This is a genomic window from Streptomyces sp. NPDC037410 (genome assembly GCF_055602235.1).
Genome location: NZ_JBVJWR010000034.1, coordinates 38,387 through 58,830, shown reverse-complemented (window position 1 = coordinate 58,830; position 20,444 = coordinate 38,387). Strand labels below are relative to the sequence as shown.

Here is a 20,444-nt window from a genome sequence, read left to right as displayed (position 1 = left end):
GGGCGGGGGTTGGGTGGGGGGAGGGGGGGGCCGTTGTTGTTCGTACGTTGTGGTGGGGGGGGGGGGGGGGGGGGGGGGGGGGGGGGGGGGCGGCCGCCCCCCCCGCCCCGGGTGGAGAAGGATCAGACGGTCGCGGAGTACTGGCTGTCCTTCATGAGGAAGGTCGCCAGCGGCTTGCCGTCGCCCTTCGACATGGCCGTGAAGGTGACACCCAGCTGGGACGCCGCCTTGCGGGCCATCTTGATGTCGTCCGTGGCGGTGACCTGGCCGCGCGGGATGATGAAGCGGTACTTCACCGCGGTCGTGCCACCGGCCTTGACGTCGGTGAACTCCAGGCCGAGGGCGCGCACGTCCGCGAACGGACGCTCGGCGATCTCGTAGCGGTAGGTGTCGACCGCCGGGGTCGGCTCCGCCTTCACCGCGTCGCCGCCCATGAAGAACGGCAGCGTGTCCTCGTTGAACTGGAGCATCGAGAACTTCAGCGACAGGTCACGGCTCGAGTAGATGTAGTGGACCGGGGAGACCGACTGCCACGAGTCGATGGCCTCCAGCTTGTCCTTCTTCGAGAACGTGACGCCGTCGCCGGAGGTGAAGCCGAGGTCCTTCCAGCCCGCGCCGGACCAGTCGGCGGCGGAGTCCGTGCCGAAGGTGGCGGGGAGGGAGGTGCCGGCGTCGGCGACGTAGAGCTTGCCGATGCCTGCGACGCGGATCTCGGCGGAGTTGTTTCCAGCCATGGTGGTGTTTCTCCTTGGGTTGTGAGGGCTGCCGGTCCCCGGAGTTCGGCTCCGGGTACGGCAAAGGCCCCGCCGGACGGCGAGGCCTGGTCTGTGGGGTCGCTGGGTGTCTGCCGCCCGGGGGTCGGAACCGGGGGCCGGAACCGGGGGCTAGAAGACGTTCAGCGAGAGCTGGATGACGCAGAGGTAGCGGTTGGCTCCTCGGTAGAGGTAGTCGGGCATCCAGCGGGGCCCGTCCTGTTCCTCGACGTCGCTGACGAAGTTGGCGCCGAGCTGCTTGCCGATCGTGGCGAGCAGTGCCTTGCGGGCGGCGTTGGCGAGGACGTGGGCCGCGGTCTTGGTCGGGCCGTACACCTCGAATTCGATCAGCGGCTTGTCGACGTGCAGGTCGCCGATCCAGGCGCCGCCGCGGCGGTTCACCAGGACGGTGTTCTGCGTGCCGTCGAAGCCGGTCGGCGCCTGGGCGGCGACCGTGACGCCGGCCAGCGCCGGGTCGGCCTTGAGGACGTCGACGACCAGCTTCTCGACGTCCGGGAACGCACTCGGGGGAGTGGTCATGACGGTTCTCCTCGGGAGACGGAGGGGAGCGGGGCGGGGCCGTCCGGTGGACGGTGGTGTCCGGTGGACGGTGGTGCGGGGCCGTCCGGTGGACGGGCGGTGACGACCGTCCGGCGGGACGGGCCGCGCGGGGCCGTCCGGGGCGCTCGACGCGGGGAAGGGGGCGGGGGCGCGGAGCGCTCCCGGACGGCGAACGGCGGAGACTGCGGCCCGTCTCGCGGGCACAGCTCCGCCGCTGCACCAACTGTGACAGGGAGCGTGCGCGCACGCAACTAGTTCTGAGATCTACCCGGCACGACCGGGCCCGGGGCACGACCGGGCCGGGGGCGCGAGCCGGGCCGGGGGCGCGAGCCGGGCCGGGGGCGCGAGCCGGGCCGGGGGCCGAGCCGGCCGGGGCCCGAGCCGGCCGGGGCCCGAGCTGGCCCCGGGCCCGAGCTGGCCCCGGGCCCGAGCCGGGCCCCCCTCACCCCGCCCGGCCGCCCGCCAGAAGGGCCCCGTTAGGTTGGGCGTCCCGAACCACCAGGAGCCGCCCCGTGTCCCCTCGCCCCCGTCTGCTCTACGTGTCCGACCTCGCCTACCCGGCCCGGGGCCGCCGCTACTGCGACGAGGACATCCACCTCACCGCCCGGCTGCGCGAGAGCTTCGACCTGGCGCTCTGTCACCCGCTCGACGCCGCCCGCCTCATGGACGGCTTCGACGCCGTCGTCGTCCGCAACAGCGGCCCCGTCATCGGGTACCAGAAGGAGTACGAGTCCTTCCGCGAGCAGGCCCGCGCCCGCGGCACCCGCGTCTACAACCCGCTCCACGGCCGCGGCGACATGGCCGGCAAGCAGTACCTCCTCGACCTGACCGTCGCCGGACACCCCGTCATCCCCACCGTCGACCGGCCCGAGGACCTCCCCCTGCTGCCCGAGGCCCGGAGCTACGCGGTCAAGCCCAAGGCCGGCGCCGATTCCATAGGGCTGCGGTTCCTCCCGTACGAGGAGCTCGGTGGGCTCACGTACGGCGAGGTCCTCGTCCAGCCGCGCGTCGACTTCCGGTACGAGGTCTCCTTCTACTTCGTCGACGACCTCTTCCAGTACGCCCTCCACGCCCCCGACCCCGAGCGCCGCTGGGTCCTGGAGCCGTACGAACCCGCCGCCGACGACCTCGCCTTCGCCCGCCGCTTCATCGAGTGGAACACCCTCGACCACGGCATCCAGCGCGTCGACGCCTGCCGCGCCCCCGGCGGCGAACTGCTCCTCGTCGAGCTGGAGGACCTCAACCCGTACCTCTCCCTCGACCGCGTCCCCGAGGAGACCCGCGAGCGCTTCGCCACCGCCTTCGTCGACTCCCTGCGCCGCTTCCTGGCGGCATGACGGCGGCATGACGAAGCGCCCCGCGTCCGGGAAGGACGCGGGGCGCTCGTCGTACAGGGCGGGGCGGGGCGGATCAGGCGGTACGGGGACGGCGGCGGCGCGCCAGGCGTTCCGCCGCGAACACGTCCTCCAGGCGGAAGAGCTGCGCCCGGCCCGCCCGGCCCGCGGCCCGCAGGTGTCCGAGCTGGACCCACTTGCGGATCGTCGCGGGCGCCACGCCCGCCTCCTCGGCGGCCAGCGGGCCGGGCACCAGCGTGGGCAGGTCGGGCGAGCTCAGCATGCGGTCTCCTCCGGGTCGTCCATCGCGGCCTCGATCTCGGCGGTGCCGGTGCCCGACGCCTCCGACAGCTCCTCCCACCGGTCCTCCGGCCACAGGTGCCGGTAGGCGGGGTCGTCCTGACAGCCGCACACCTCGTCCGTGCAGACGCAGGCCGGGTTGACGCAAAGGACCGCGCGCCGGTCCGGGAACGCCCGCAGCGACACCGAGTCGCACCAGGGGCAGCGGCCCGAGACCCGCACGACCGTCTCCGCGTCGCCGAGCGTCCGGGCGCAGCGCCGGGCCATCCGGCGGATCTCGTCCCGCACGTGGCGGGCCAGGTCCGGGTGGGTCGCGATCCGGTCGAGCAGGGTCACGAGGCGCCGGAGGCGGTTGAGCACCCCCGCGCGGGGCGGCCGGGGGAGCGTGAGCCGGGCGCACACCGCCTCCTCCAGCTCCACCACCCCGTCGGTGATGTCGCGGATGGCGTCGGAGACGTGCAGCCGGATCGGGGCGGCGCCGTGGCCGGGGACGGAGAGGCCGTGGCGCTGTTCGAGCAGCAGCGCCTCCCGGCGTTCCTCGCGGACCAGTTCGTCGCGCACGGCGGGGGCGGTTCCGGCGGGTGCCCCGGCGGGCCCGCGCCGGCCGGGGGCGAGTTCCTCGGCGAGCTCGGGGAACTGCCGTACGAGGGAGGCGGTCCAGAGCGCGATGTCCCGCAGGACGGGGGTGGTGTCGGTGCGGTCAGCCACGGCGGCCGCTCCCCGTCGGGGCGAGCGCCTTGGCCACGCGCCGGGCGTCCGCCGGGCGTCCGTTGCGCCAGAGGCGGCCCGCGCAGACGCCGTCGAAGTAGCTCTCGGCCGGGGCCACCGCGGCCTCGCACTCGCTCCGTACGGGGCAGGAGGCGCAGGCCCGCAGGGCGGGGGCGGCCTCCTTGGCGCGGCGGGCGAAGACGACGGACGGGGAGAGGCCGGCGCACGCGGCGGAGGCCTGCCAGGGGGACGGGTCGGGATGGAACAAGGGGTTCTCCACGGTCCGGGGCCCGCCGGGGCCGTCCATGGGGCCGGTGGGGCGCCTGGGGCTCAGGGGGCCGACGAGTGCGGCGGCGAGCCAGACTTACACGTTGCGTGCGAGCGCGCAACGAAAATCCGGAGGCCTGTGAGCTGCCCTTCACCGATTCGACACGATTGCGTGCCCGAAAGCACGTAATTCCGTGCGCGCAAGCACGCTAAGGTATGGGATCCGGAGGGTGGGGGAGCGAGGAGCGGTACACATGAGCACTCAAGGGCTCGACGAGTTCGCAGGCTGGGTCGAAGGCCTGATGAGACAGCGCGGCTACGACATCGACAGCCCGCGCGGGGGAGGGAAGTCCCGGATCGCGGACGAGGCCGGCGTCCACCGCGCCGCCGTCACGCGCCTGCTGCAGCGGCAGAGCATGCCCGACCTGGAGACCATGCGCCGGATCGCCCCGCTGCTCGGCGTCTCCGTCCGCGACATGCTCATCCGGTCCGGTCGCGTGACCCCCGAGGAGCTGCCGATGGCGGCGGACCTGCTGCCGCCGAGCGACTGGCAGCCCTCGATGGAGGACTTCGCCCGCTGGCTGGGCGTCCCCGACGAGCGCATGGGCGTCTTCGTCAAGGTCGTCACCCAGTTCCTGGAACCGGACACGGCCACGACGGACGCGGGCGAGGTCGCCGAGCCCCGCCGTACCGCCCGGGACTGACCGCGCGTTCCCGGCCGGGCCCGGGTGGGGGCCTGCGTGCTCTTGCCGGGCCCGTGCAGGAACGATCCGGGCCCGGGTCTCGTGTGCCCCCGGCCGGGGTCCCGCATTTGTTTTGACCGGAGTCCGTGCGATAGGTACGCTCAAGCCTTGTGCCTGGGGTGTGCCTGGGCTCCCGTGCGTGTCCTCAACCGCACGGCGAGTCATATACCGGCCACCGTGATCTGCGCCTTTTCCGCCTCGTGCGGAGGTCCGCGAGATTCGACACACCCGACCGCGTGGGTCGGCGAATGTTCCAGGTTAGTTTTACCGACGGCACACAGAAACCGGAGAAGTAGTGCCTACGATCCAGCAGCTGGTCCGTAAGGGCCGGCAGGACAAGGTCGAGAAGAACAAGACGCCCGCACTCGAGGGTTCCCCTCAGCGTCGCGGCGTCTGCACGCGTGTGTTCACGACCACCCCGAAGAAGCCGAACTCGGCCCTCCGTAAGGTCGCGCGTGTGCGTCTGACCTCGGGCATCGAGGTCACGGCCTACATCCCGGGTGAGGGTCACAACCTGCAGGAGCACTCCATCGTGCTCGTGCGCGGTGGCCGTGTGAAGGACCTGCCGGGTGTTCGCTACAAGATCATCCGCGGTTCCCTCGACACGCAGGGCGTCAAGAACCGTAAGCAGGCTCGCAGCCGCTACGGCGCCAAGAAGGAGAAGTAAGAATGCCTCGTAAGGGCCCCGCCCCGAAGCGCCCGGTCATCATCGACCCGGTCTACAGCTCTCCTCTTGTCACCTCGCTGATCAACAAGATCCTGCTTGACGGCAAGCGTTCCACCGCCGAGCGCATCGTGTACGGCGCCATGGAGGGTCTTCGTGAGAAGACCGGCCAGGACCCGGTCATCACGCTGAAGCGCGCTCTCGAGAACGTCAAGCCGGCCCTCGAGGTCAAGTCCCGCCGTGTCGGTGGCGCCACCTACCAGGTGCCGATCGAGGTCAAGCCGGGCCGCGCGTCCACGCTGGCCCTCCGCTGGCTCGTCGGTTACTCCCGCGCCCGTCGCGAGAAGACCATGACCGAGCGCCTCATGAACGAGCTCCTCGACGCCTCCAACGGCCTCGGTGCTGCCGTCAAGAAGCGCGAGGACACGCACAAGATGGCCGAGTCCAACAAGGCCTTCGCGCACTACCGCTGGTAGTCGCAACCCACATCGAGACCGAGAGAAGACTGAGCCGATATGGCTACCACTTCGCTTGACCTGGCCAAGGTGCGCAACATCGGCATCATGGCCCACATCGACGCGGGCAAGACGACCACCACCGAGCGGATCCTGTTCTACACCGGTGTCTCGTACAAGATCGGTGAAGTCCACGACGGCGCTGCCACGATGGACTGGATGGAGCAGGAGCAGGAGCGCGGCATCACGATCACGTCTGCCGCGACGACCTGCCACTGGCCGCTCGAGAATGTCGATCACACGATCAACATCATCGACACGCCGGGCCACGTCGACTTCACCGTCGAGGTGGAGCGTTCGCTGCGCGTGCTCGACGGTGCTGTCACCGTGTTCGACGGTGTGGCCGGTGTCGAGCCCCAGTCCGAGACTGTCTGGCGTCAGGCGGACCGCTACGGCGTCCCGCGCATCTGCTTCGTCAACAAGCTCGACCGTACGGGCGCCGAGTTCCTCCGCTGCGTCGACATGATCGTGGACCGCCTCGGCGCCGTCCCGATCGTCATGCAGCTCCCGATCGGCGCCGAGATGGACTTCCAGGGCGTCATCGACCTGGTCCGCATGAAGGCGCTTGTCTGGTCCGCCGAGGCCAGCAAGGGCGAGATGTACGACGTCGTCGACATCCCGGCGGACAAGCTCGAGCTCGCCGAGGAGTACCGCGGCAAGCTCGTCGAGACGGTCGCGGAGAACGACGAGGAGCTCATGGAGCTCTTCCTCGAGGGCGTCGAGCCCACCGAGGAGCAGCTGTACGCGGCTGTCCGTCGTATCACCATCGCGTCCGGCAAGGGCAACGGCGAGAAGACGGTCACCCCCGTCTTCTGTGGCACCGCGTTCAAGAACAAGGGCGTTCAGCCCCTGCTCGACGCTGTCGTCCGTTACCTCCCCTCGCCCCTGGACGTCGAGGCCATCGAGGGCCACGACGTCAAGGACGCCGAGGTCGTCGTGAAGCGCAAGCCGTCCGACGACGAGCCGCTGTCGGCCCTCGCGTTCAAGATCGCGAGCGACCCGCACCTCGGCAAGCTCACCTTCGTCCGGATCTACTCCGGTCGCCTGGAGGCCGGCACCGCGGTGCTGAACTCCGTCAAGGGCAAGAAGGAGCGCATCGGCAAGATCTACCGCATGCACGCGAACAAGCGTGAGGAGATCGACTCGGTGGGCGCCGGCGACATCGTCGCCGTCATGGGCCTCAAGCAGACCACCACTGGTGAGACGCTGTGCGACGACAAGAACCCGGTGATCCTGGAGTCCATGGACTTCCCGGCGCCGGTCATCCAGGTCGCCATCGAGCCCAAGTCCAAGGGTGACCAGGAGAAGCTGGGTGTCGCCATCCAGCGTCTCGCGGAGGAGGACCCCTCCTTCCAGGTCCACTCGGACGAGGAGACCGGCCAGACCATCATCGGTGGTATGGGCGAGCTTCACCTCGACATCCTCGTCGACCGTATGCGTCGCGAGTTCAAGGTCGAGGCGAACGTCGGCAAGCCGCAGGTCGCGTACCGCGAGACGATCCGCAAGGCCGTCGAGCGCGTGGACTTCACCCACAAGAAGCAGACCGGTGGTACCGGTCAGTTCGCCAAGGTGCAGATCGCGATCGAGCCCATCGAGGGTGGCGACGCCTCCTACGAGTTCGTGAACAAGGTCACCGGTGGCCGCATCCCGAAGGAGTACATCCCTTCGGTCGACGCGGGTGCGCAGGAGGCCATGCAGTTCGGCATCCTGGCCGGCTACGAGATGACTGGCGTCCGCGTCATCCTTCTCGACGGTGCCTACCACGAGGTCGACTCCTCCGAGCTCGCGTTCAAGATCGCCGGTTCGCAGGCCTTCAAGGAGGCCGCGCGCAAGGCTTCTCCCGTCATCCTTGAGCCGATGATGGCCGTCGAGGTCGTCACGCCCGAGGACTACATGGGCGAGGTCATCGGTGACATCAACTCCCGCCGTGGCCAGATCCAGGCCATGGAGGAGCGCAGCGGCGCCCGCGTCGTGAAGGGCCTCGTGCCGCTCTCGGAGATGTTCGGCTACGTCGGAGACCTCCGCAGCAAGACCTCGGGTCGCGCAAGCTACTCGATGCAGTTCGACTCCTACGCCGAGGTTCCGCGGAACGTCGCCGAGGAGATCATCGCGAAGGCCAAGGGCGAGTAACTCTCCCGAGTTTCACGTTTTAGGCTTGACACCTGTCGCCGGGGCTCAGCCCCCCGAAACCCGAGGGATCGGGCCCCGGTCGACTGGCATCCCAGCAAAGATCACCTGGCGCCGATGAAGCAAGGCGTACAGAACCACTCCGCAGGAGGATTCAGTGGCGAAGGCAAAGTTCGAGCGGACTAAGCCGCACGTCAACATCGGTACCATCGGTCACATCGACCACGGTAAGACGACCCTCACGGCCGCCATTACCAAGGTGCTGCACGACGCGTACCCGGACCTGAACGAGGCCTCGGCCTTCGACCAGATCGACAAGGCTCCCGAGGAGCGCCAGCGCGGTATCACCATCTCGATCGCGCACGTCGAGTACCAGACGGAGTCGCGTCACTACGCGCACGTCGACTGCCCCGGTCACGCTGACTACATCAAGAACATGATCACGGGTGCCGCGCAGATGGACGGCGCCATCCTCGTGGTCGCCGCCACCGACGGCCCGATGCCGCAGACCAAGGAGCACGTCCTCCTTGCTCGCCAGGTCGGCGTTCCGTACATCGTCGTCGCCCTGAACAAGGCCGACATGGTGGACGACGAGGAGATCCTGGAGCTCGTCGAGCTCGAGGTCCGTGAGCTCCTCTCCGAGTACGAGTTCCCGGGCGACGACCTGCCGGTCGTCCGCGTCTCGGCGCTCAAGGCGCTCGAGGGCGACAAGGAGTGGGGCGAGAAGCTTCTCGGCCTCATGCACGCCGTCGACGAGTCGATCCCGCAGCCCGAGCGTGACGTCGACAAGCCGTTCCTGATGCCGATCGAGGACGTCTTCACGATCACCGGTCGTGGCACCGTCGTCACCGGTCGTATCGAGCGTGGTGTCCTCAAGGTCAACGAGACCGTCGACATCATCGGCATCAAGACCGAGAAGACCACCACCACGGTCACCGGCATCGAGATGTTCCGCAAGCTGCTCGACGAGGGCCAGGCCGGTGAGAACGTCGGTCTGCTCCTCCGTGGCATCAAGCGCGAGGACGTCGAGCGCGGCCAGGTCATCATCAAGCCGGGTTCGGTTACGCCGCACACCAGCTTCGAGGCCCAGGCCTACATCCTGTCGAAGGACGAGGGTGGCCGTCACACCCCGTTCTTCAACAACTACCGCCCGCAGTTCTACTTCCGTACCACGGACGTGACCGGCGTCGTGACCCTCCCCGAGGGCACCGAGATGGTCATGCCGGGCGACAACACCGCCATGACCGTCGAGCTGATCCAGCCCGTCGCCATGGAGGAGGGCCTCAAGTTCGCCATCCGTGAGGGTGGCCGGACCGTCGGCGCCGGCCAGGTCGTCAAGATCAACGCCTGATCTTGAACTGACCTGGTAGCTCGCAAGAGCTGCTGAGCAGTAAGGGAAGGCCCCGCACCGAAAGGTGCGGGGCCTTCTCGCGTTCCCGGGCCTTTCCGCGTTCCCGGGCCTTTCCGCGCGTCAGGGCCATCTCGCGTTTCCAGGTGTTCTACGGTCGCCAGCTCCACGGGTGGCCGTCCGCGCCGAGGCCCACCACGGTGGCCCCCCGGGCGCCCAGGTGGAGCGCGGTCGAGACGGCCGCCCTGTTCTGTTCACGGAGCCGGTCGCCGGTCCTGAGCGCCACCCGGCCCTTCACGTCCGTGCCGAGCAGGACGGTCCCGAGCGCGGCCGACCGCGCGGCGACCACGCCCCCGTACCCGTCGAGCCCGGCGTCACCGGCCGGGCCGAGCAGCCGCGCCGCCGCCGGCGCCCGGTGGTAGAGCTCGCCGCCCGCGCTGGCCACCGTGGAGCCGGAGAGCGGCAGCCGGGCCGCCTGCGGGACGCCGTCCACCCAGTGCCGTACGCCGTCCCGCCCCGCCGCGTACACGTGCACCCGCCCGGCCGCGTCCGCCGAGACGGCCAGGCCGTCCTGGACCTCCGCGTCGCCGGGGAGCGGACGCCACGCCGACCAGGAGCCGTCCGCCGCCCGGACCCGCGTCGAGACGCCCTTGTCCGCGTTCCGTACGAAGAGGTGGACCCGGCCGTCGGGGGCGGTGAAGGCCACCGGAGAACCGATTCTGCGGCTGCGGTCGTCGGTGCGCTCCGGGGTCCCCAGGCCCCGCCAGGCCAGGAAGGCGCCGCCGGGGGAGCGCTGCTCCAGGAGCACCACCTCGCGCCGGTTGGCCCCGCCGTGCCCGTCGAGCGCGGCGAACCGCACGCCGAGGAGCAGTACCCGGCCGTCGCCGAGCACCGCCGAGCCGAGCGCGGGCGCGAGCGGGCCGCCGCCCAGGTCCACCGGCTCGCCCCAGACGCCGGGCGCGGACTCCCGCCAGCGGACCGCGCGCAGCCCGAGCACCCCGTACGCCGCGAGCCGGCCGCCCGGCTCCTCGGCCAGGGCCGGGCCGGGACCCGGCCAGCGGTGGTGCGTGGAGCGCACCCACCCCTTGCGGTTGGTCAGCGGCCGGTCGCCGCCGACGCCGTAGTCGCCGCAGCCGGAGGGGTTCCCGCACGACCAGGAGGGCTTCCCGCCGTACGGGACGAGGCGGGCGGCCTTCTCGGCCAGGACCGCGGGCGGGAGGTTCTTGGGCCAGTGCCGGTTGTAGTAGCCGCGGAAGGCGGTGGTGGTGAAGGCCGGGACCGGCTCGCCGTCCCGGACCGCGTCCGAGACCCAGCGGCACAGCGCGGCCCAGGTGAAGGAGGCGACCGCCGTGTGGTCCCCGTGGTCCGCGTAGCCGGGCTGCTCGGAGTCCCGCTGCCGGGTCGCCTCGTCGCTGTGCTGGATGTCCGGGTCCGGGTCCAGCGTGTGCACGACCGTGGGCCGGTGGCGGCGCAGCAGGCCGGCGAGGACGGCGATCAGCTGGTCGTAGTCGTAGCTGTCGGCGCGGGTGACGGGGGAGCCGGCCGACAGATGGGTGCGCAGCTCCAGGGCGCGGTCCTGCCAGAGCGAGGGCACGGCCATGTAGCGGCGGCCGGCGTGCATCGGCAGGTTGAGGAAGACCAGCTCGACGCTGCGGGAGCCGTTCGTGAGGGTGTCGGACTCGGCCCGCCGGCCGCCGGGGAGCGTCAGGACCTCCCGGCGCCACGGCGTGAACGCGGGGAGGCCGAGCGCCACCGCGTACGACTGGCGCAGGCCCTGGTGGCGGGCGGAGGAGTAGGCAGCCCGGTCCGGGGGAGTCTCGGGCATCCCCGCGATCCGGTTCCGGCCGTTGTGCTCGCCGGCCGTCACGTACACGGAGACGAGCGGGACGCCCGCGTCGAGCAGCCGCTGCGTGTCCGGGTTCATGAAGTACAGGTCGTCGTCCGGATGCGCGGAGAACTGCATGAGCAGCGCCCGCCGGGCCCGCGCGGAGGCGATCGGCCTGCCCGGCGCCGGATCGGCGGTCGGCGCGGTCCGGCGCGGCTCCGGTACGGAACACCCGGCGGCGGCCGCGGTGACCGCGAGGGCGGCGGCGAGAACCGTCCGCCGACGGGGTGGAGTGTGCAAGGCGGGCCCCTTCGCTCATTCGTCCACGGGAAGACGGGTGTACGAGCGGCGGGGTTGTGCCCCTGGACCGACCGGGGGGGGAGATCCCTGAAAAAGATCTTGGAAAGATGTGCGGGGCGATGTCGAGCGGGTGATCCTGGCAACGACCCCAGGGTGACAGCGCGCCACGAGGGGCGGGCCGGACCGGGAGGACACCCGAGATGAAGTACATGGCGATGATCTACGGCAACCAGGCCAAGTGGGACTCCTTCCCGGCCGAGGCCTGGCCCGAGGCGATCGCCCGCCAGGAGGCCTTCAACCGGAAGTACCGGGAGAGCGGCGAGCTGCTCGGCGCGTACGGCCTGGCCGACGCGGCCGCCGCCCAGCTCGTCCGGCGCGAGAACGGCGTCCCCGCGGTCACCGACGGCCCGTACCTGGAGACCAAGGAGTACCTGGCCAGCTTCTACCTGCTCGACTGCGAGAGCCTGGAGCGCGCCCAGGCGATCGCCGCGGACATGCCCTTCGCGGACGCCGATCCCGTCGAGCTGTGGCCGATCCTGCACGAGTCCGCGGCGGACGTGTGACGGGCGCGGCACAAGGCCGGGGGACGGTCGCCGTGACGGGCGCGGCGCGTGGCTGCGGGGCGGCTGCTGGGGTCGGCGCCGCGCGTGGCCGAGGGCCTGCCGCCGTGGTCGGCGCCCGCATGTCCGAGGGTCTGTCGCTGTGACCGGCCCGCACGCCGTCGAGGACCTGCTGCGCAGCTGCGCGCCGCAGGTCCTCGGTGCGCTCATTCGCCGGTACGGGTCCTTCGACCTCTGCGAGGACGCCGTCCAGGAGGCCCTGATCGCGGCCGCACGGCAGTGGCCCGAGGACGGCGTGCCCGAGCACCCGCGCGGCTGGCTGCTCACGGTCGCCACCCGCAGGTACGTCGACCTGGTGCGCAGCGAGTCCGCCCGCCGGCGCCGCGAGGACGCCGTCGCGCTCGCCACGCCCGACTCCGCGCTCCTCGCGCGCGCCGCCGACGACGCCCCGGACACCGACCGGGACGACTCCCTGTCGCTGCTCTTCCTCTGCTGCCACCCGGACCTGTCGCCGCCCAGCCGGATCGCGCTCACCCTGCGCGCCGTCGGCGGCCTCACCACCGCGCAGATCGCGGCCGCGTTCCTCGTGCCCGAGTCGACCATGGCGCAGCGGATCAGCCGGGCCAAGCAGACGATCAAGTCGGGCGGCCTGGAGCTCACGCCGCCCGAGGGCGAGGACCGCAGCGCCCGCCTGGCCGAGGTGCGGCACGTGCTGTACCTCGTCTTCAACGAGGGCTACACGGCCAGCGGCGGCGAGGAGCTCACCGCGCCCGAGCTGTCCACGGAGGCGATCCGGCTGGCCCGGATGCTGCACCGGCTCGTCCCCGACGACACCGAGACGGCGGGCCTGCTCGCGCTGATGCTGCTCACCGACGCCCGCCGCCCGGCCCGCACGGGCCCGCACGGGGAGCTCGTACCGCTCGCGGAGCAGGACCGGGGGAGCTGGGACGTCGCCCTGATCGCGGAGGGCGTGGAGCTGATCAGCCGCACCCTGCCGCAGGGCCGGGTCGGCCCGTACCAGCTCCAGGCGGCGATCGCGGCCGTGCACGACGAGGCGGGGTCCGCGGAGGCCACGGACTGGCCGCAGATCCTCGCCCTGTACGAGCTCCTGGAGCGCACCGGGCCGAACCCGATGGTCACCCTCAACCGCGCGGTCGCCGTCGCCATGGTCCACGGCCCGCGGGCCGGCCTCGACCTGCTCGACGGTCTCGCGGAGGACCGGCTGCTGGCCCGGAACCACCGCCTCCTCGCGACCCGCGCGCACCTTCTCGAACTCCTCGGCGAGAAGGAGGACGCGGCCGCCGCCTACCGGGAGGCGGCCCGGCACACCACGAGCGCGCCCGAGCGGCGTCATCTGACGGAGCAGGCCCGGCGGTTGGGATGACGGGGGAAAGGGGGCGCGTGCGGCACGCCCGTGCGCCCCGGCGCATGGCCGTACGTGACGTGGGGTACAGTCTTCGCCCCCGATTGGCGGCGGGAAGGCCGCGTATGGCAGACTGTCGGGGTTGCTCGGTTGAGTGCCGATGCTGCGCGCCTCCCGTCGGGAGGACCGGAAGCGAGTCCCACAGTACTCGTCGCTCCTTTTCAGGAGCGGACGTACGGGAATCTTCTGGGAAGCGTCAGCGGGGTGCAGACCAGGCACCCGGTGGGTGTTCGCCCCCGAACCGCGGTCATGGCGACCGTGCCCCCTTGGTTGGGAAATCCTCAGGGATTTCTGCGTAGAGGGAGTGCGACACGCCCGACCGCGTGGGTCGGAGGAAACGGCGCTTCTCAGGAAGCACAGCGCACCGGGTTCCAGAGCGTTACGAGACAAAGGACTACTAGTAGCCATGGCGGGACAGAAGATCCGCATCCGGCTCAAGGCCTACGACCACGAGGTCATCGACTCCTCGGCGAAGAAGATCGTCGAGACGGTGACCCGCACTGGTGCGTCGGTCGCGGGCCCGGTGCCGCTGCCCACTGAGAAGAACGTGTACTGCGTCATCAAGTCGCCGCACAAGTACAAGGACTCGCGCGAGCACTTCGAGATGCGCACGCACAAGCGCCTCATCGACATCCTCGACCCCACGCCGAAGACGGTTGACTCGCTCATGCGTCTCGACCTGCCGGCGGGCGTCGACATCGAGATCAAGCTCTGAGGGCGCGCAGATGGCTAAGAACATCAAGGGCATCCTGGGCGAGAAGCTCGGCATGACGCAGGTCTGGGACGAGAACAACCGGGTCGTCCCGGTGACCGTCGTCAAGGCCGGCCCGAATGTCGTGACCCAGGTCCGTACGAACGACGTCGACGGCTACGAGTCGGTCCAGATCGCCTTCGGCGAGATCGACCCGCGCAAGGTGAACAAGCCCCTCAAGGGCCACTTCGCCAAGGCCGACGTCACCCCGCGCCGCCACCTGGTGGAGCTCCGCACCGCTGACGCCTCCGAGTACACGCTCGGCCAGGAGATCACCGCCGAGGTCTTCGAGGCCGGCGTGAAGGTCGACGTCACCGGCAAGAGCAAGGGCAAGGGCTTCGCCGGTGCGATGAAGCGCCACAACTTCCGTGGTGGCAAGGCCTCGCACGGTGCCCACCGCGTGCACCGCAAGCCCGGTTCGATCGGTGGCTGCGCCACCCCGGGCCGTGTCTTCAAGGGCATGCGCATGGCCGGTCGCATGGGCAACGAGCGTGTGACCACCCAGAACCTGACCGTCCACGCCGTTGACGCCGAGAAGGGTCTGCTGCTCATCAAGGGCGCCGTCCCCGGCCCCAACGGTGGCCTCGTCCTGGTCCGCACCGCGGCCAAGGGGGTTTGAGGAACCGATGAGCACCATTGACATCCTTTCGCCGTCTGGCGACAAGGCCGGGACCGTCGAGCTCCCCGAGGAGATCTTCGGCGCCAAGGTCAGCGTCCCGCTGATCCACCAGGTCGTCGTCGCGCAGCTGGCCGCGGCCCGTCAGGGCACGCACAAGACCAAGACCCGTGGCGAAGTCCGCGGTGGTGGCAAGAAGCCTTACCGCCAGAAGGGCACCGGCCGCGCCCGTCAGGGTTCGACCCGCGCCCCGCAGTTCGCCGGTGGTGGCGTCGTGCACGGCCCGCAGCCGCGTGACTACTCGCAGCGGACGCCGAAGAAGATGAAGGCCGCCGCTCTCCGCGGTGCCCTCTCGGACCGCGCGAACCACTCCCGCATCCACGTCGTCACCGGCGTGGTCGAGGGTGGCATCTCCACCAAGGCCGCGAAGACGCTGTTCGGCAAGATCTCGGAGCGCAAGAACCTGCTCCTGGTCGTCGAGCGTTCCGACGAGGCCGCGTGGCTGTCCGCTCGTAACCTGCCCCAGGTGCACATCCTGGAGCCGGGCCAGCTCAACACGTACGACGTGATCGTCTCCGACGACGTGGTCTTCACCCAGGCCGCCCTCGAGTCCTTCGTGTCTGGCCCCCAGACCGCTGAGACCGAAGGGAGCGACGCCTGATGACTGAGGCCGTCGTCACCAGCAAGACCTTCTCGGACCCGCGCGACATTCTCGTCAAGCCGGTCGTCTCGGAGAAGAGCTACGCCCTGCTGGACGAGAACAAGTACACGTTCATCGTCGCGCCTGGCTCCAACAAGACCCAGATCAAGCAGGCCGTCGAGGCGGTCTTCTCGGTCAAGGTCACCGGGGTCAACACGATCAACCGCCAGGGTAAGCGCAAGCGCACCAAGGCCGGTTTCGGCAAGCGCAAGGACACCAAGCGCGCCATCGTGACCCTTGCTGAGGGCAACCGTATCGACATCTTCGGCGGTCCGACCGCCTAACGGCGGTCTGGATCGTCCGGAATCGGACGAGGACTGAGAAATGGGAATCCGCAAGTACAAGCCGACTACGCCGGGCCGTCGTGGCTCCTCCGTAGCCGACTTCGTCGAGATCACGCGGTCCACGCCGGAGAAGTCGCTGGTTCGCCCCCTGCACAGCAAGGGCGGCCGTAACAACACCGGTCGGATCACCGTTCGCCACCAGGGTGGCGGACACAAGCGCGCCTACCGTGTGATCGACTTCCGTCGCCACGACAAGGACGGCGTGCCGGCCAAGGTCGCTCACATCGAGTACGACCCCAACCGCACCGCGCGCATCGCGCTGCTCCACTACCTGGACGGCGAGAAGCGCTACATCATCGCCCCCAAGGGTCTGACGCAGGGCGACCGCGTCGAGAACGGCCCCGGCGCTGACATCAAGCCCGGCAACAACCTGGCGCTCCGCAACATCCCGGTCGGTACCACGATCCACGCGATCGAGCTCCGTCCCGGTGGCGGCGCCAAGTTCGCCCGCTCCGCTGGTGCCTCCGTGCAGCTGCTGGCGAAGGAGGGCACGATGGCCCACCTTCGTATGCCGTCCGGTGAGATCCGTCTCGTCGACGCCCGCTGCCGCGCCACCATCGGCGAGGTCGGCAACGCCGAGCAGTCGAACATCAACTGGGGCAAGGCCGGCCGTAAGCGCTGGCTTGGCGTTCGCCCGACCGTCCGCGGTGTGGCGATGAACCCGGTCGACCACCCGCACGGTGGTGGTGAGGGCAAGACCTCCGGTGGTCGCCACCCGGTCTCCCCGTGGGGTCAGAAGGAGGGTCGTACTCGCTCGCCGAAGAAGGCTTCGAGCAAGTACATCGTCCGCCGCCGCAAGACGAACAAGAAGCGCTAGGAGCGGGTTTAGATGCCGCGCAGTCTCAAGAAGGGACCCTTCGTCGACGGCCACCTCGTCAAGAAGGTGGACGCCCAGAACGAAGCCGGTACCAAGAACGTCATCAAGACCTGGTCCCGTCGCTCGATGATCATCCCGGCCATGCTCGGCCACACGATCGCGGTGCACAACGGCAAGACCCACATTCCGGTGTTTGTCACCGAGTCGATGGTCGGCCACAAGCTCGGCGAGTTCTCGCCGACGCGCACCTTCCGGGGTCACGTGAAGGACGACCGGAAGTCGAAGCGCCGCTAGTAGCGGGGTGGAATGACCATGACAGACACTGGAAGGACAACCATGGAAGCCAGGGCCCAGGCGCGGTACATCCGCGTTACGCCCATGAAGGCCCGCCGTGTGGTGGACCTTATCCGTGGCATGGATGCCACGGAGGCTCAGGCGGTCCTGCGTTTCGCCCCGCAGGCCGCGAGCGTGCCGGTCGGCAAGGTGCTGGACAGCGCCATCGCCAACGCCGCGCACAACTACGACCACTCTGACGCCTCTTCGCTGTACATCAGCGAGGCGTTCGTGGATGAGGGCCCGACCCTGAAGCGGTTCCGTCCGCGTGCTCAGGGCCGTGCCTACCGGATCCGTAAGCGGACCAGCCACATCACCGTGGTCGTCAGCAGCAAGGAAGGAACCCGGTAATGGGCCAGAAGGTTAACCCGCATGGGTTCCGGCTCGGTATCACCACGGACTTCAAGTCCCGCTGGTACGCCGACAAGCTGTACAAGGACTACGTCAAGGAAGACGTCGCCATCCGTCGGATGATGACGTCCGGCATGGAGCGCGCCGGCATCTCGAAGGTTGAGATCGAGCGCACCCGTGACCGCGTGCGGGTGGACATCCACACCGCGCGTCCCGGCATCGTCATCGGCCGCCGTGGCGCCGAGGCCGACCGCATCCGCGGCGACCTCGAGAAGCTCACGGGCAAGCAGGTCCAGCTGAACATCCTCGAGGTCAAGAACCCCGAGATGGACGCCCAGCTGGTCGCCCAGGCCGTTGCCGAGCAGCTCTCCTCCCGCGTCTCCTTCCGTCGCGCCATGCGTAAGAGCATGCAGGGCACGATGAAGGCTGGCGCCAAGGGCATCAAGATCCAGTGCGGCGGTCGCCTCGGCGGCGCCGAGATGTCCCGCTCGGAGTTCTACCGCGAGGGCCGTGTGCCCCTGCACACGCTCCGCGCGAACGTCGACTACGGCTTCTTCGAGGCCAAGACGACCTTCGGCCGCATCGGCGTGAAGGTCTGGATCTACAAGGGCGACGTCAAGAACATCGCCGAGGTCCGCGCCGAGAACGCTGCTGCCCGTGCGGGTAACCGCCCGGCCCGTGGCGCCGGCGCTGGCGACCGCCCGGCCGGCCGTGGTGGCCGCGGTGGCGAGCGTGGCGGCCGCGGCCGCAAGCCGCAGCAGTCGGCTCCGGCCGCCGAGGCCCCCAAGGCCGAGGCTGCCGCCGCTGCTCCGGCTGAGAGCACCGGAACGGAGGCCTGACCGACATGCTGATCCCCCGTAGGGTCAAGCACCGCAAGCAGCACCACCCCAAGCGCTCCGGCGCCAGCAAGGGTGGTACGCAGGTTGCGTTCGGCGAGTACGGCATTCAGGCCCTCACGCCGGCTTACGTGACCAACCGCCAGATCGAGGCGGCTCGTATCGCGATGACCCGCCACATCAAGCGTGGCGGCAAGGTCTGGATCAACATCTACCCGGACCGCCCGCTGACGAAGAAGCCCGCCGAGACCCGCATGGGTTCCGGTAAGGGTTCTCCGGAGTGGTGGATCGCGAACGTCAAGCCGGGTCGGGTGATGTTCGAACTGTCCTACCCGAACGAGAAGATCGCGCGCGAGGCCCTCACCCGTGCGGCCCACAAGCTGCCGATGAAGTGCAAGATCGTGAAGCGCGAAGCAGGTGAGCTGTGATGTCGGCCGGTACCAAGGCGTCCGAGCTGCGCGAGCTGGGCAACGAGGAGCTTCTCAACAAGCTCCGCGAGGCCAAGGAAGAGCTGTTCAACCTCCGCTTCCAGGCGGCGACGGGCCAGCTCGAGAACCACGGTCGGCTCAAGTCCGTCCGTAAGGACATCGCCCGGATCTACACCCTGATGCGCGAGCGTGAGCTGGGCATCGAGACGGTGGAGAACGTCTGATGAGCGAGAGCAACGTGACTGAGAAGACCGAGCGCAACGCTCGCAAGGTCCGCGAGGGCCTGGTCGTCAGCGACAAGATGGACAAGACCGTCGTCGTCGCTGTCGAGGACCGCGTCAAGCACGCGCTGTACGGCAAGGTCATCCGCCGTACGAACAAGCTCAAGGCTCACGACGAGCAGAACGCTGCCGGCATCGGCGACCGCGTCCTCCTGATGGAGACCCGGAAGCTGTCGTCGACGAAGCACTGGCGCGTCGTCGAGATCCTCGAGAAGGCCAAGTAATTACCTGAGGGGTATCCCTCAGGTCAGTTCCGCCAGGCTCGGCCGGGGCTTCCTCGTGAAGCCCCGGCCGGGAACCGGCAGACAAATCAGGAGATAGACGTGATCCAGCAGGAGTCGCGACTGCGTGTCGCCGACAACACTGGTGCCAAGGAGATCCTTTGCATCCGTGTTCTCGGTGGCTCGGGTCGCCGCTACGCGGGCATCGGTGACGTCATCGTCGCCACCGTCAAGGACGCGATCCCCGGTGGCAACGTGAAGAAGGGTGACGTCGTCAAGGCGGTCATCGTTCGCACCGTCAAGGAGCGCCGCCGCCAGGACGGCTCGTACATCCGCTTCGACGAGAACGCCGCTGTCATTCTCAAGAACGACGGCGACCCTCGTGGCACCCGTATCTTCGGCCCGGTCGGCCGTGAGCTGCGCGAGAAGAAGTTCATGAAGATCATCTCGCTCGCGCCGGAGGTGCTGTAAGCATGAAGATCAAGAAGGGCGACCTGGTCCAGGTCATCACCGGTAAGGACAAGGGCAAGCAGGGCAAGGTCATCACGGCCTTCCCCCGCGAGAACCGCGTCCTCGTCGAGGGTGTCAACCGGGTCAAGAAGCACACCAAGGCCGGCCCGTCGCAGGCCGGTGGCATCGTCACGACCGAGGCTCCGGTCCACGTCTCCAACGTCCAGCTGGTCGTGGAGAAGGACGGCAAGAAGGTCGTCACGCGTGTCGGTTACCGCTTCGACGACGAGGGCAACAAGATCCGCGTTGCCAAGCGGACGGGTGAGGACATCTGATGGCTACCACCACTCCGCGTCTCAAGACGAAGTACCGCGAGGAGATCGCGGGCAAGCTGCGTGAGGAGTTCTCCTACGAGAACGTCATGCAGATCCCCGGCCTCGTGAAGATCGTGGTCAACATGGGTGTCGGCGACGCCGCCCGTGACTCGAAGCTCATGGACGGTGCCGTCCGTGACCTCACCACGATCACCGGCCAGAAGCCGGCCGTCACCAAGGCTCGTAAGTCCATCGCGCAGTTCAAGCTGCGTGAGGGCCAGCCGATCGGTGCGCACGTCACCCTCCGTGGCGACCGCATGTGGGAGTTCCTGGACCGCACCCTGTCGCTCGCGCTTCCGCGCATCCGCGACTTCCGTGGTCTGTCCCCCAAGCAGTTCGACGGGCGTGGCAACTACACCTTCGGTCTCACGGAGCAGGTCATGTTCCACGAGATCGACCAGGACAAGATCGACCGTGTCCGGGGTATGGACATCACCGTGGTGACCACGGCGACCAACGACGACGAGGGCCGTGCCCTTCTGCGTCACCTCGGCTTCCCGTTCAAGGAGGCGTAA

28 protein-coding genes are annotated in these 20,444 nt (G+C 69.4%); 22 read left to right on the top strand and 6 right to left on the bottom strand.

Going from position 1 to position 20,444, the window contains the following annotated elements:
* Positions 1 to 122: 122 nt before the first annotated feature.
* Together ACZ7HT_RS35545 and ACZ7HT_RS35540 are read right to left on the bottom strand one after the other, a co-directional pair.
* Entirely contained in the window at positions 123 to 734 is a 612-nt protein-coding gene (locus tag ACZ7HT_RS35545; RefSeq protein ID WP_116159355.1) for a phage tail tube protein, read from the bottom strand.
* A 150-nt stretch (positions 735 to 884) separates the two neighbouring features.
* Positions 885 to 1,292, bottom strand: coding sequence for a hypothetical protein (locus ACZ7HT_RS35540; RefSeq protein WP_116159354.1), 408 nt, complete (start codon positions 1,290 to 1,292; stop codon positions 885 to 887).
* Positions 1,293 to 1,825: 533 nt separating this feature from the next.
* Between ACZ7HT_RS35540 and ACZ7HT_RS35535 the strand changes: the two genes are divergently transcribed.
* Complete coding sequence (locus tag ACZ7HT_RS35535) at positions 1,826 to 2,650, top strand: ATP-grasp domain-containing protein (RefSeq protein WP_471173649.1); 825 nt, start codon at positions 1,826 to 1,828, stop codon at positions 2,648 to 2,650.
* A 73-nt stretch (positions 2,651 to 2,723) separates the two neighbouring features.
* Here ACZ7HT_RS35535 and ACZ7HT_RS35530 read toward each other — a convergent pair whose 3' ends face one another.
* From ACZ7HT_RS35530 to ACZ7HT_RS35520, 3 genes are read right to left on the bottom strand one after another with little or no spacing between them, the layout of a single operon-like run.
* A complete protein-coding gene (locus ACZ7HT_RS35530) occupies positions 2,724 to 2,930 on the bottom strand; it encodes a MerR family transcriptional regulator (RefSeq protein ID WP_471173648.1) in 207 nt (68 codons plus the stop codon).
* Positions 2,924 to 3,655 carry a hypothetical protein gene (locus ACZ7HT_RS35525; protein WP_471173646.1) on the bottom strand — a complete coding sequence of 244 codons (732 nt, stop codon included), beginning with the start codon at positions 3,653 to 3,655 and terminating at the stop codon, positions 2,924 to 2,926. Before ACZ7HT_RS35525 ends, ACZ7HT_RS35530 begins: the two co-directional genes overlap by 7 nt.
* The gene (locus tag ACZ7HT_RS35520) at positions 3,648 to 3,923 is read right to left on the bottom strand and encodes a WhiB family transcriptional regulator (RefSeq protein ID WP_471173644.1); all 276 of its coding nucleotides are present in this window, start codon (positions 3,921 to 3,923) and stop codon (positions 3,648 to 3,650) included. Before ACZ7HT_RS35520 ends, ACZ7HT_RS35525 begins: the two co-directional genes overlap by 8 nt.
* Positions 3,924 to 4,176: 253 nt before the next feature.
* Between ACZ7HT_RS35520 and ACZ7HT_RS35515 the strand changes: the two genes are divergently transcribed.
* The 5 genes from ACZ7HT_RS35515 (at position 4,177) to tuf (ending at position 9,322) form a co-directional block, all read left to right on the top strand.
* Positions 4,177 to 4,626, top strand: coding sequence for a helix-turn-helix domain-containing protein (locus tag ACZ7HT_RS35515; RefSeq protein ID WP_471173642.1), 450 nt, complete (start codon positions 4,177 to 4,179; stop codon positions 4,624 to 4,626).
* A 334-nt stretch (positions 4,627 to 4,960) separates the two neighbouring features.
* Positions 4,961 to 5,332, top strand: coding sequence for a 30S ribosomal protein S12 (gene rpsL / locus ACZ7HT_RS35510; protein WP_003948652.1), 372 nt, complete (start codon positions 4,961 to 4,963; stop codon positions 5,330 to 5,332).
* Between the two features lie 2 nt (positions 5,333 to 5,334).
* A complete protein-coding gene (gene rpsG, locus ACZ7HT_RS35505; protein WP_015035567.1) occupies positions 5,335 to 5,805 on the top strand; it encodes a 30S ribosomal protein S7 in 471 nt (156 codons plus the stop codon).
* 39 nt (positions 5,806 to 5,844) lie between these two features.
* Positions 5,845 to 7,974, top strand: coding sequence for an elongation factor G (gene fusA, locus ACZ7HT_RS35500; protein WP_359507677.1), 2,130 nt, complete (start codon positions 5,845 to 5,847; stop codon positions 7,972 to 7,974).
* A 154-nt stretch (positions 7,975 to 8,128) separates the two neighbouring features.
* Complete coding sequence (gene tuf / locus ACZ7HT_RS35495; protein ID WP_041662773.1) at positions 8,129 to 9,322, top strand: elongation factor Tu; 1,194 nt, start codon at positions 8,129 to 8,131, stop codon at positions 9,320 to 9,322.
* A gap of 148 nt (positions 9,323 to 9,470) precedes the next feature.
* Here the strand turns inward: tuf and ACZ7HT_RS35490 are convergent, their stop codons facing one another.
* Entirely contained in the window at positions 9,471 to 11,444 is a 1,974-nt protein-coding gene (locus ACZ7HT_RS35490; protein WP_471173639.1) for a PIG-L family deacetylase, read from the bottom strand.
* A gap of 200 nt (positions 11,445 to 11,644) precedes the next feature.
* On the opposite strand from ACZ7HT_RS35490, the gene ACZ7HT_RS35485 reads away from it, so the two are divergent.
* The 16 genes from ACZ7HT_RS35485 (at position 11,645) to rplE (ending at position 20,444) form a co-directional block, all read left to right on the top strand.
* Positions 11,645 to 12,007, top strand: coding sequence for a YciI family protein (locus tag ACZ7HT_RS35485; protein WP_471173637.1), 363 nt, complete (start codon positions 11,645 to 11,647; stop codon positions 12,005 to 12,007).
* Between the two features lie 139 nt (positions 12,008 to 12,146).
* Positions 12,147 to 13,388 carry an RNA polymerase sigma factor gene (locus ACZ7HT_RS35480; RefSeq protein WP_471173636.1) on the top strand — a complete coding sequence of 414 codons (1,242 nt, stop codon included), beginning with the start codon at positions 12,147 to 12,149 and terminating at the stop codon, positions 13,386 to 13,388.
* Positions 13,389 to 13,833: 445 nt separating this feature from the next.
* Entirely contained in the window at positions 13,834 to 14,142 is a 309-nt protein-coding gene (rpsJ, locus tag ACZ7HT_RS35475; RefSeq protein WP_003948644.1) for a 30S ribosomal protein S10, read from the top strand.
* Positions 14,143 to 14,152: 10 nt separating this feature from the next.
* Entirely contained in the window at positions 14,153 to 14,797 is a 645-nt protein-coding gene (rplC, locus tag ACZ7HT_RS35470; protein WP_030687820.1) for a 50S ribosomal protein L3, read from the top strand.
* 7 nt (positions 14,798 to 14,804) lie between these two features.
* Positions 14,805 to 15,455 carry a 50S ribosomal protein L4 gene (gene rplD / locus ACZ7HT_RS35465; protein WP_471173635.1) on the top strand — a complete coding sequence of 217 codons (651 nt, stop codon included), beginning with the start codon at positions 14,805 to 14,807 and terminating at the stop codon, positions 15,453 to 15,455.
* Positions 15,455 to 15,778 (top strand): 50S ribosomal protein L23, encoded by a 324-nt coding sequence (gene rplW / locus ACZ7HT_RS35460; protein WP_024755407.1) that lies wholly within the window; start codon positions 15,455 to 15,457, stop codon positions 15,776 to 15,778. Before rplD ends, rplW begins: the two co-directional genes overlap by 1 nt.
* Positions 15,779 to 15,818: 40 nt before the next feature.
* Positions 15,819 to 16,655 carry a 50S ribosomal protein L2 gene (gene rplB / locus ACZ7HT_RS35455; RefSeq protein ID WP_017239576.1) on the top strand — a complete coding sequence of 279 codons (837 nt, stop codon included), beginning with the start codon at positions 15,819 to 15,821 and terminating at the stop codon, positions 16,653 to 16,655.
* A 12-nt stretch (positions 16,656 to 16,667) separates the two neighbouring features.
* A complete protein-coding gene (gene rpsS, locus ACZ7HT_RS35450) occupies positions 16,668 to 16,949 on the top strand; it encodes a 30S ribosomal protein S19 (protein WP_015035577.1) in 282 nt (93 codons plus the stop codon).
* A 42-nt stretch (positions 16,950 to 16,991) separates the two neighbouring features.
* Positions 16,992 to 17,339: a 50S ribosomal protein L22 gene (rplV, locus tag ACZ7HT_RS35445; protein ID WP_041662774.1), complete on the top strand. Its 348-nt coding sequence runs from the start codon at positions 16,992 to 16,994 to the stop codon at positions 17,337 to 17,339.
* Entirely contained in the window at positions 17,339 to 18,178 is an 840-nt protein-coding gene (gene rpsC, locus ACZ7HT_RS35440; RefSeq protein WP_015035579.1) for a 30S ribosomal protein S3, read from the top strand. The genes rplV and rpsC overlap by 1 nt, the downstream gene beginning before the upstream one ends.
* 5 nt (positions 18,179 to 18,183) lie before the next feature.
* Complete coding sequence (gene rplP / locus ACZ7HT_RS35435) at positions 18,184 to 18,603, top strand: 50S ribosomal protein L16 (protein WP_017239579.1); 420 nt, start codon at positions 18,184 to 18,186, stop codon at positions 18,601 to 18,603.
* Positions 18,603 to 18,827, top strand: a complete 225-nt coding sequence (gene rpmC, locus ACZ7HT_RS35430) for a 50S ribosomal protein L29 (RefSeq protein ID WP_056552388.1) — start codon at positions 18,603 to 18,605, stop codon at positions 18,825 to 18,827. Before rplP ends, rpmC begins: the two co-directional genes overlap by 1 nt.
* On the top strand, positions 18,827 to 19,108 hold the full coding sequence (rpsQ, locus tag ACZ7HT_RS35425) for a 30S ribosomal protein S17 (protein WP_024755411.1): 282 nt from the start codon (positions 18,827 to 18,829) through the stop codon (positions 19,106 to 19,108). Before rpmC ends, rpsQ begins: the two co-directional genes overlap by 1 nt.
* A 99-nt stretch (positions 19,109 to 19,207) precedes the next feature.
* Complete coding sequence (gene rplN, locus ACZ7HT_RS35420) at positions 19,208 to 19,576, top strand: 50S ribosomal protein L14 (protein WP_003956455.1); 369 nt, start codon at positions 19,208 to 19,210, stop codon at positions 19,574 to 19,576.
* Positions 19,577 to 19,578: 2 nt separating this feature from the next.
* Entirely contained in the window at positions 19,579 to 19,890 is a 312-nt protein-coding gene (gene rplX / locus ACZ7HT_RS35415) for a 50S ribosomal protein L24 (RefSeq protein WP_015035583.1), read from the top strand.
* Positions 19,887 to 20,444 (top strand): 50S ribosomal protein L5, encoded by a 558-nt coding sequence (gene rplE, locus ACZ7HT_RS35410; RefSeq protein ID WP_351793114.1) that lies wholly within the window; start codon positions 19,887 to 19,889, stop codon positions 20,442 to 20,444. Before rplX ends, rplE begins: the two co-directional genes overlap by 4 nt.

Coding starts and splice junctions, on each gene's coding strand:
- rpsC (WP_015035579.1), top strand. CDS start 17,339: ATGGGCCAGAAGGTTAACCCGCATGGGTTCCGGCTCGGTATCACCACG.
- ACZ7HT_RS35545 (WP_116159355.1), bottom strand. CDS start 734: ATGGCTGGAAACAACTCCGCCGAGATCCGCGTCGCAGGCATCGGCAAG.
- ACZ7HT_RS35485 (WP_471173637.1), top strand. CDS start 11,645: ATGAAGTACATGGCGATGATCTACGGCAACCAGGCCAAGTGGGACTCC.
- rpsG (WP_015035567.1), top strand. CDS start 5,335: ATGCCTCGTAAGGGCCCCGCCCCGAAGCGCCCGGTCATCATCGACCCG.
- rpsQ (WP_024755411.1), top strand. CDS start 18,827: ATGAGCGAGAGCAACGTGACTGAGAAGACCGAGCGCAACGCTCGCAAG.
- fusA (WP_359507677.1), top strand. CDS start 5,845: ATGGCTACCACTTCGCTTGACCTGGCCAAGGTGCGCAACATCGGCATC.
- ACZ7HT_RS35530 (WP_471173648.1), bottom strand. CDS start 2,930: ATGCTGAGCTCGCCCGACCTGCCCACGCTGGTGCCCGGCCCGCTGGCC.
- rplV (WP_041662774.1), top strand. CDS start 16,992: ATGGAAGCCAGGGCCCAGGCGCGGTACATCCGCGTTACGCCCATGAAG.
- rplW (WP_024755407.1), top strand. CDS start 15,455: ATGACTGAGGCCGTCGTCACCAGCAAGACCTTCTCGGACCCGCGCGAC.
- rplD (WP_471173635.1), top strand. CDS start 14,805: ATGAGCACCATTGACATCCTTTCGCCGTCTGGCGACAAGGCCGGGACC.
- rplP (WP_017239579.1), top strand. CDS start 18,184: ATGCTGATCCCCCGTAGGGTCAAGCACCGCAAGCAGCACCACCCCAAG.
- rpsS (WP_015035577.1), top strand. CDS start 16,668: ATGCCGCGCAGTCTCAAGAAGGGACCCTTCGTCGACGGCCACCTCGTC.
- ACZ7HT_RS35540 (WP_116159354.1), bottom strand. CDS start 1,292: ATGACCACTCCCCCGAGTGCGTTCCCGGACGTCGAGAAGCTGGTCGTC.
- rplC (WP_030687820.1), top strand. CDS start 14,153: ATGGCTAAGAACATCAAGGGCATCCTGGGCGAGAAGCTCGGCATGACG.
- ACZ7HT_RS35515 (WP_471173642.1), top strand. CDS start 4,177: ATGAGCACTCAAGGGCTCGACGAGTTCGCAGGCTGGGTCGAAGGCCTG.
- rplB (WP_017239576.1), top strand. CDS start 15,819: ATGGGAATCCGCAAGTACAAGCCGACTACGCCGGGCCGTCGTGGCTCC.
- rplX (WP_015035583.1), top strand. CDS start 19,579: ATGAAGATCAAGAAGGGCGACCTGGTCCAGGTCATCACCGGTAAGGAC.
- rpmC (WP_056552388.1), top strand. CDS start 18,603: ATGTCGGCCGGTACCAAGGCGTCCGAGCTGCGCGAGCTGGGCAACGAG.
- rpsJ (WP_003948644.1), top strand. CDS start 13,834: ATGGCGGGACAGAAGATCCGCATCCGGCTCAAGGCCTACGACCACGAG.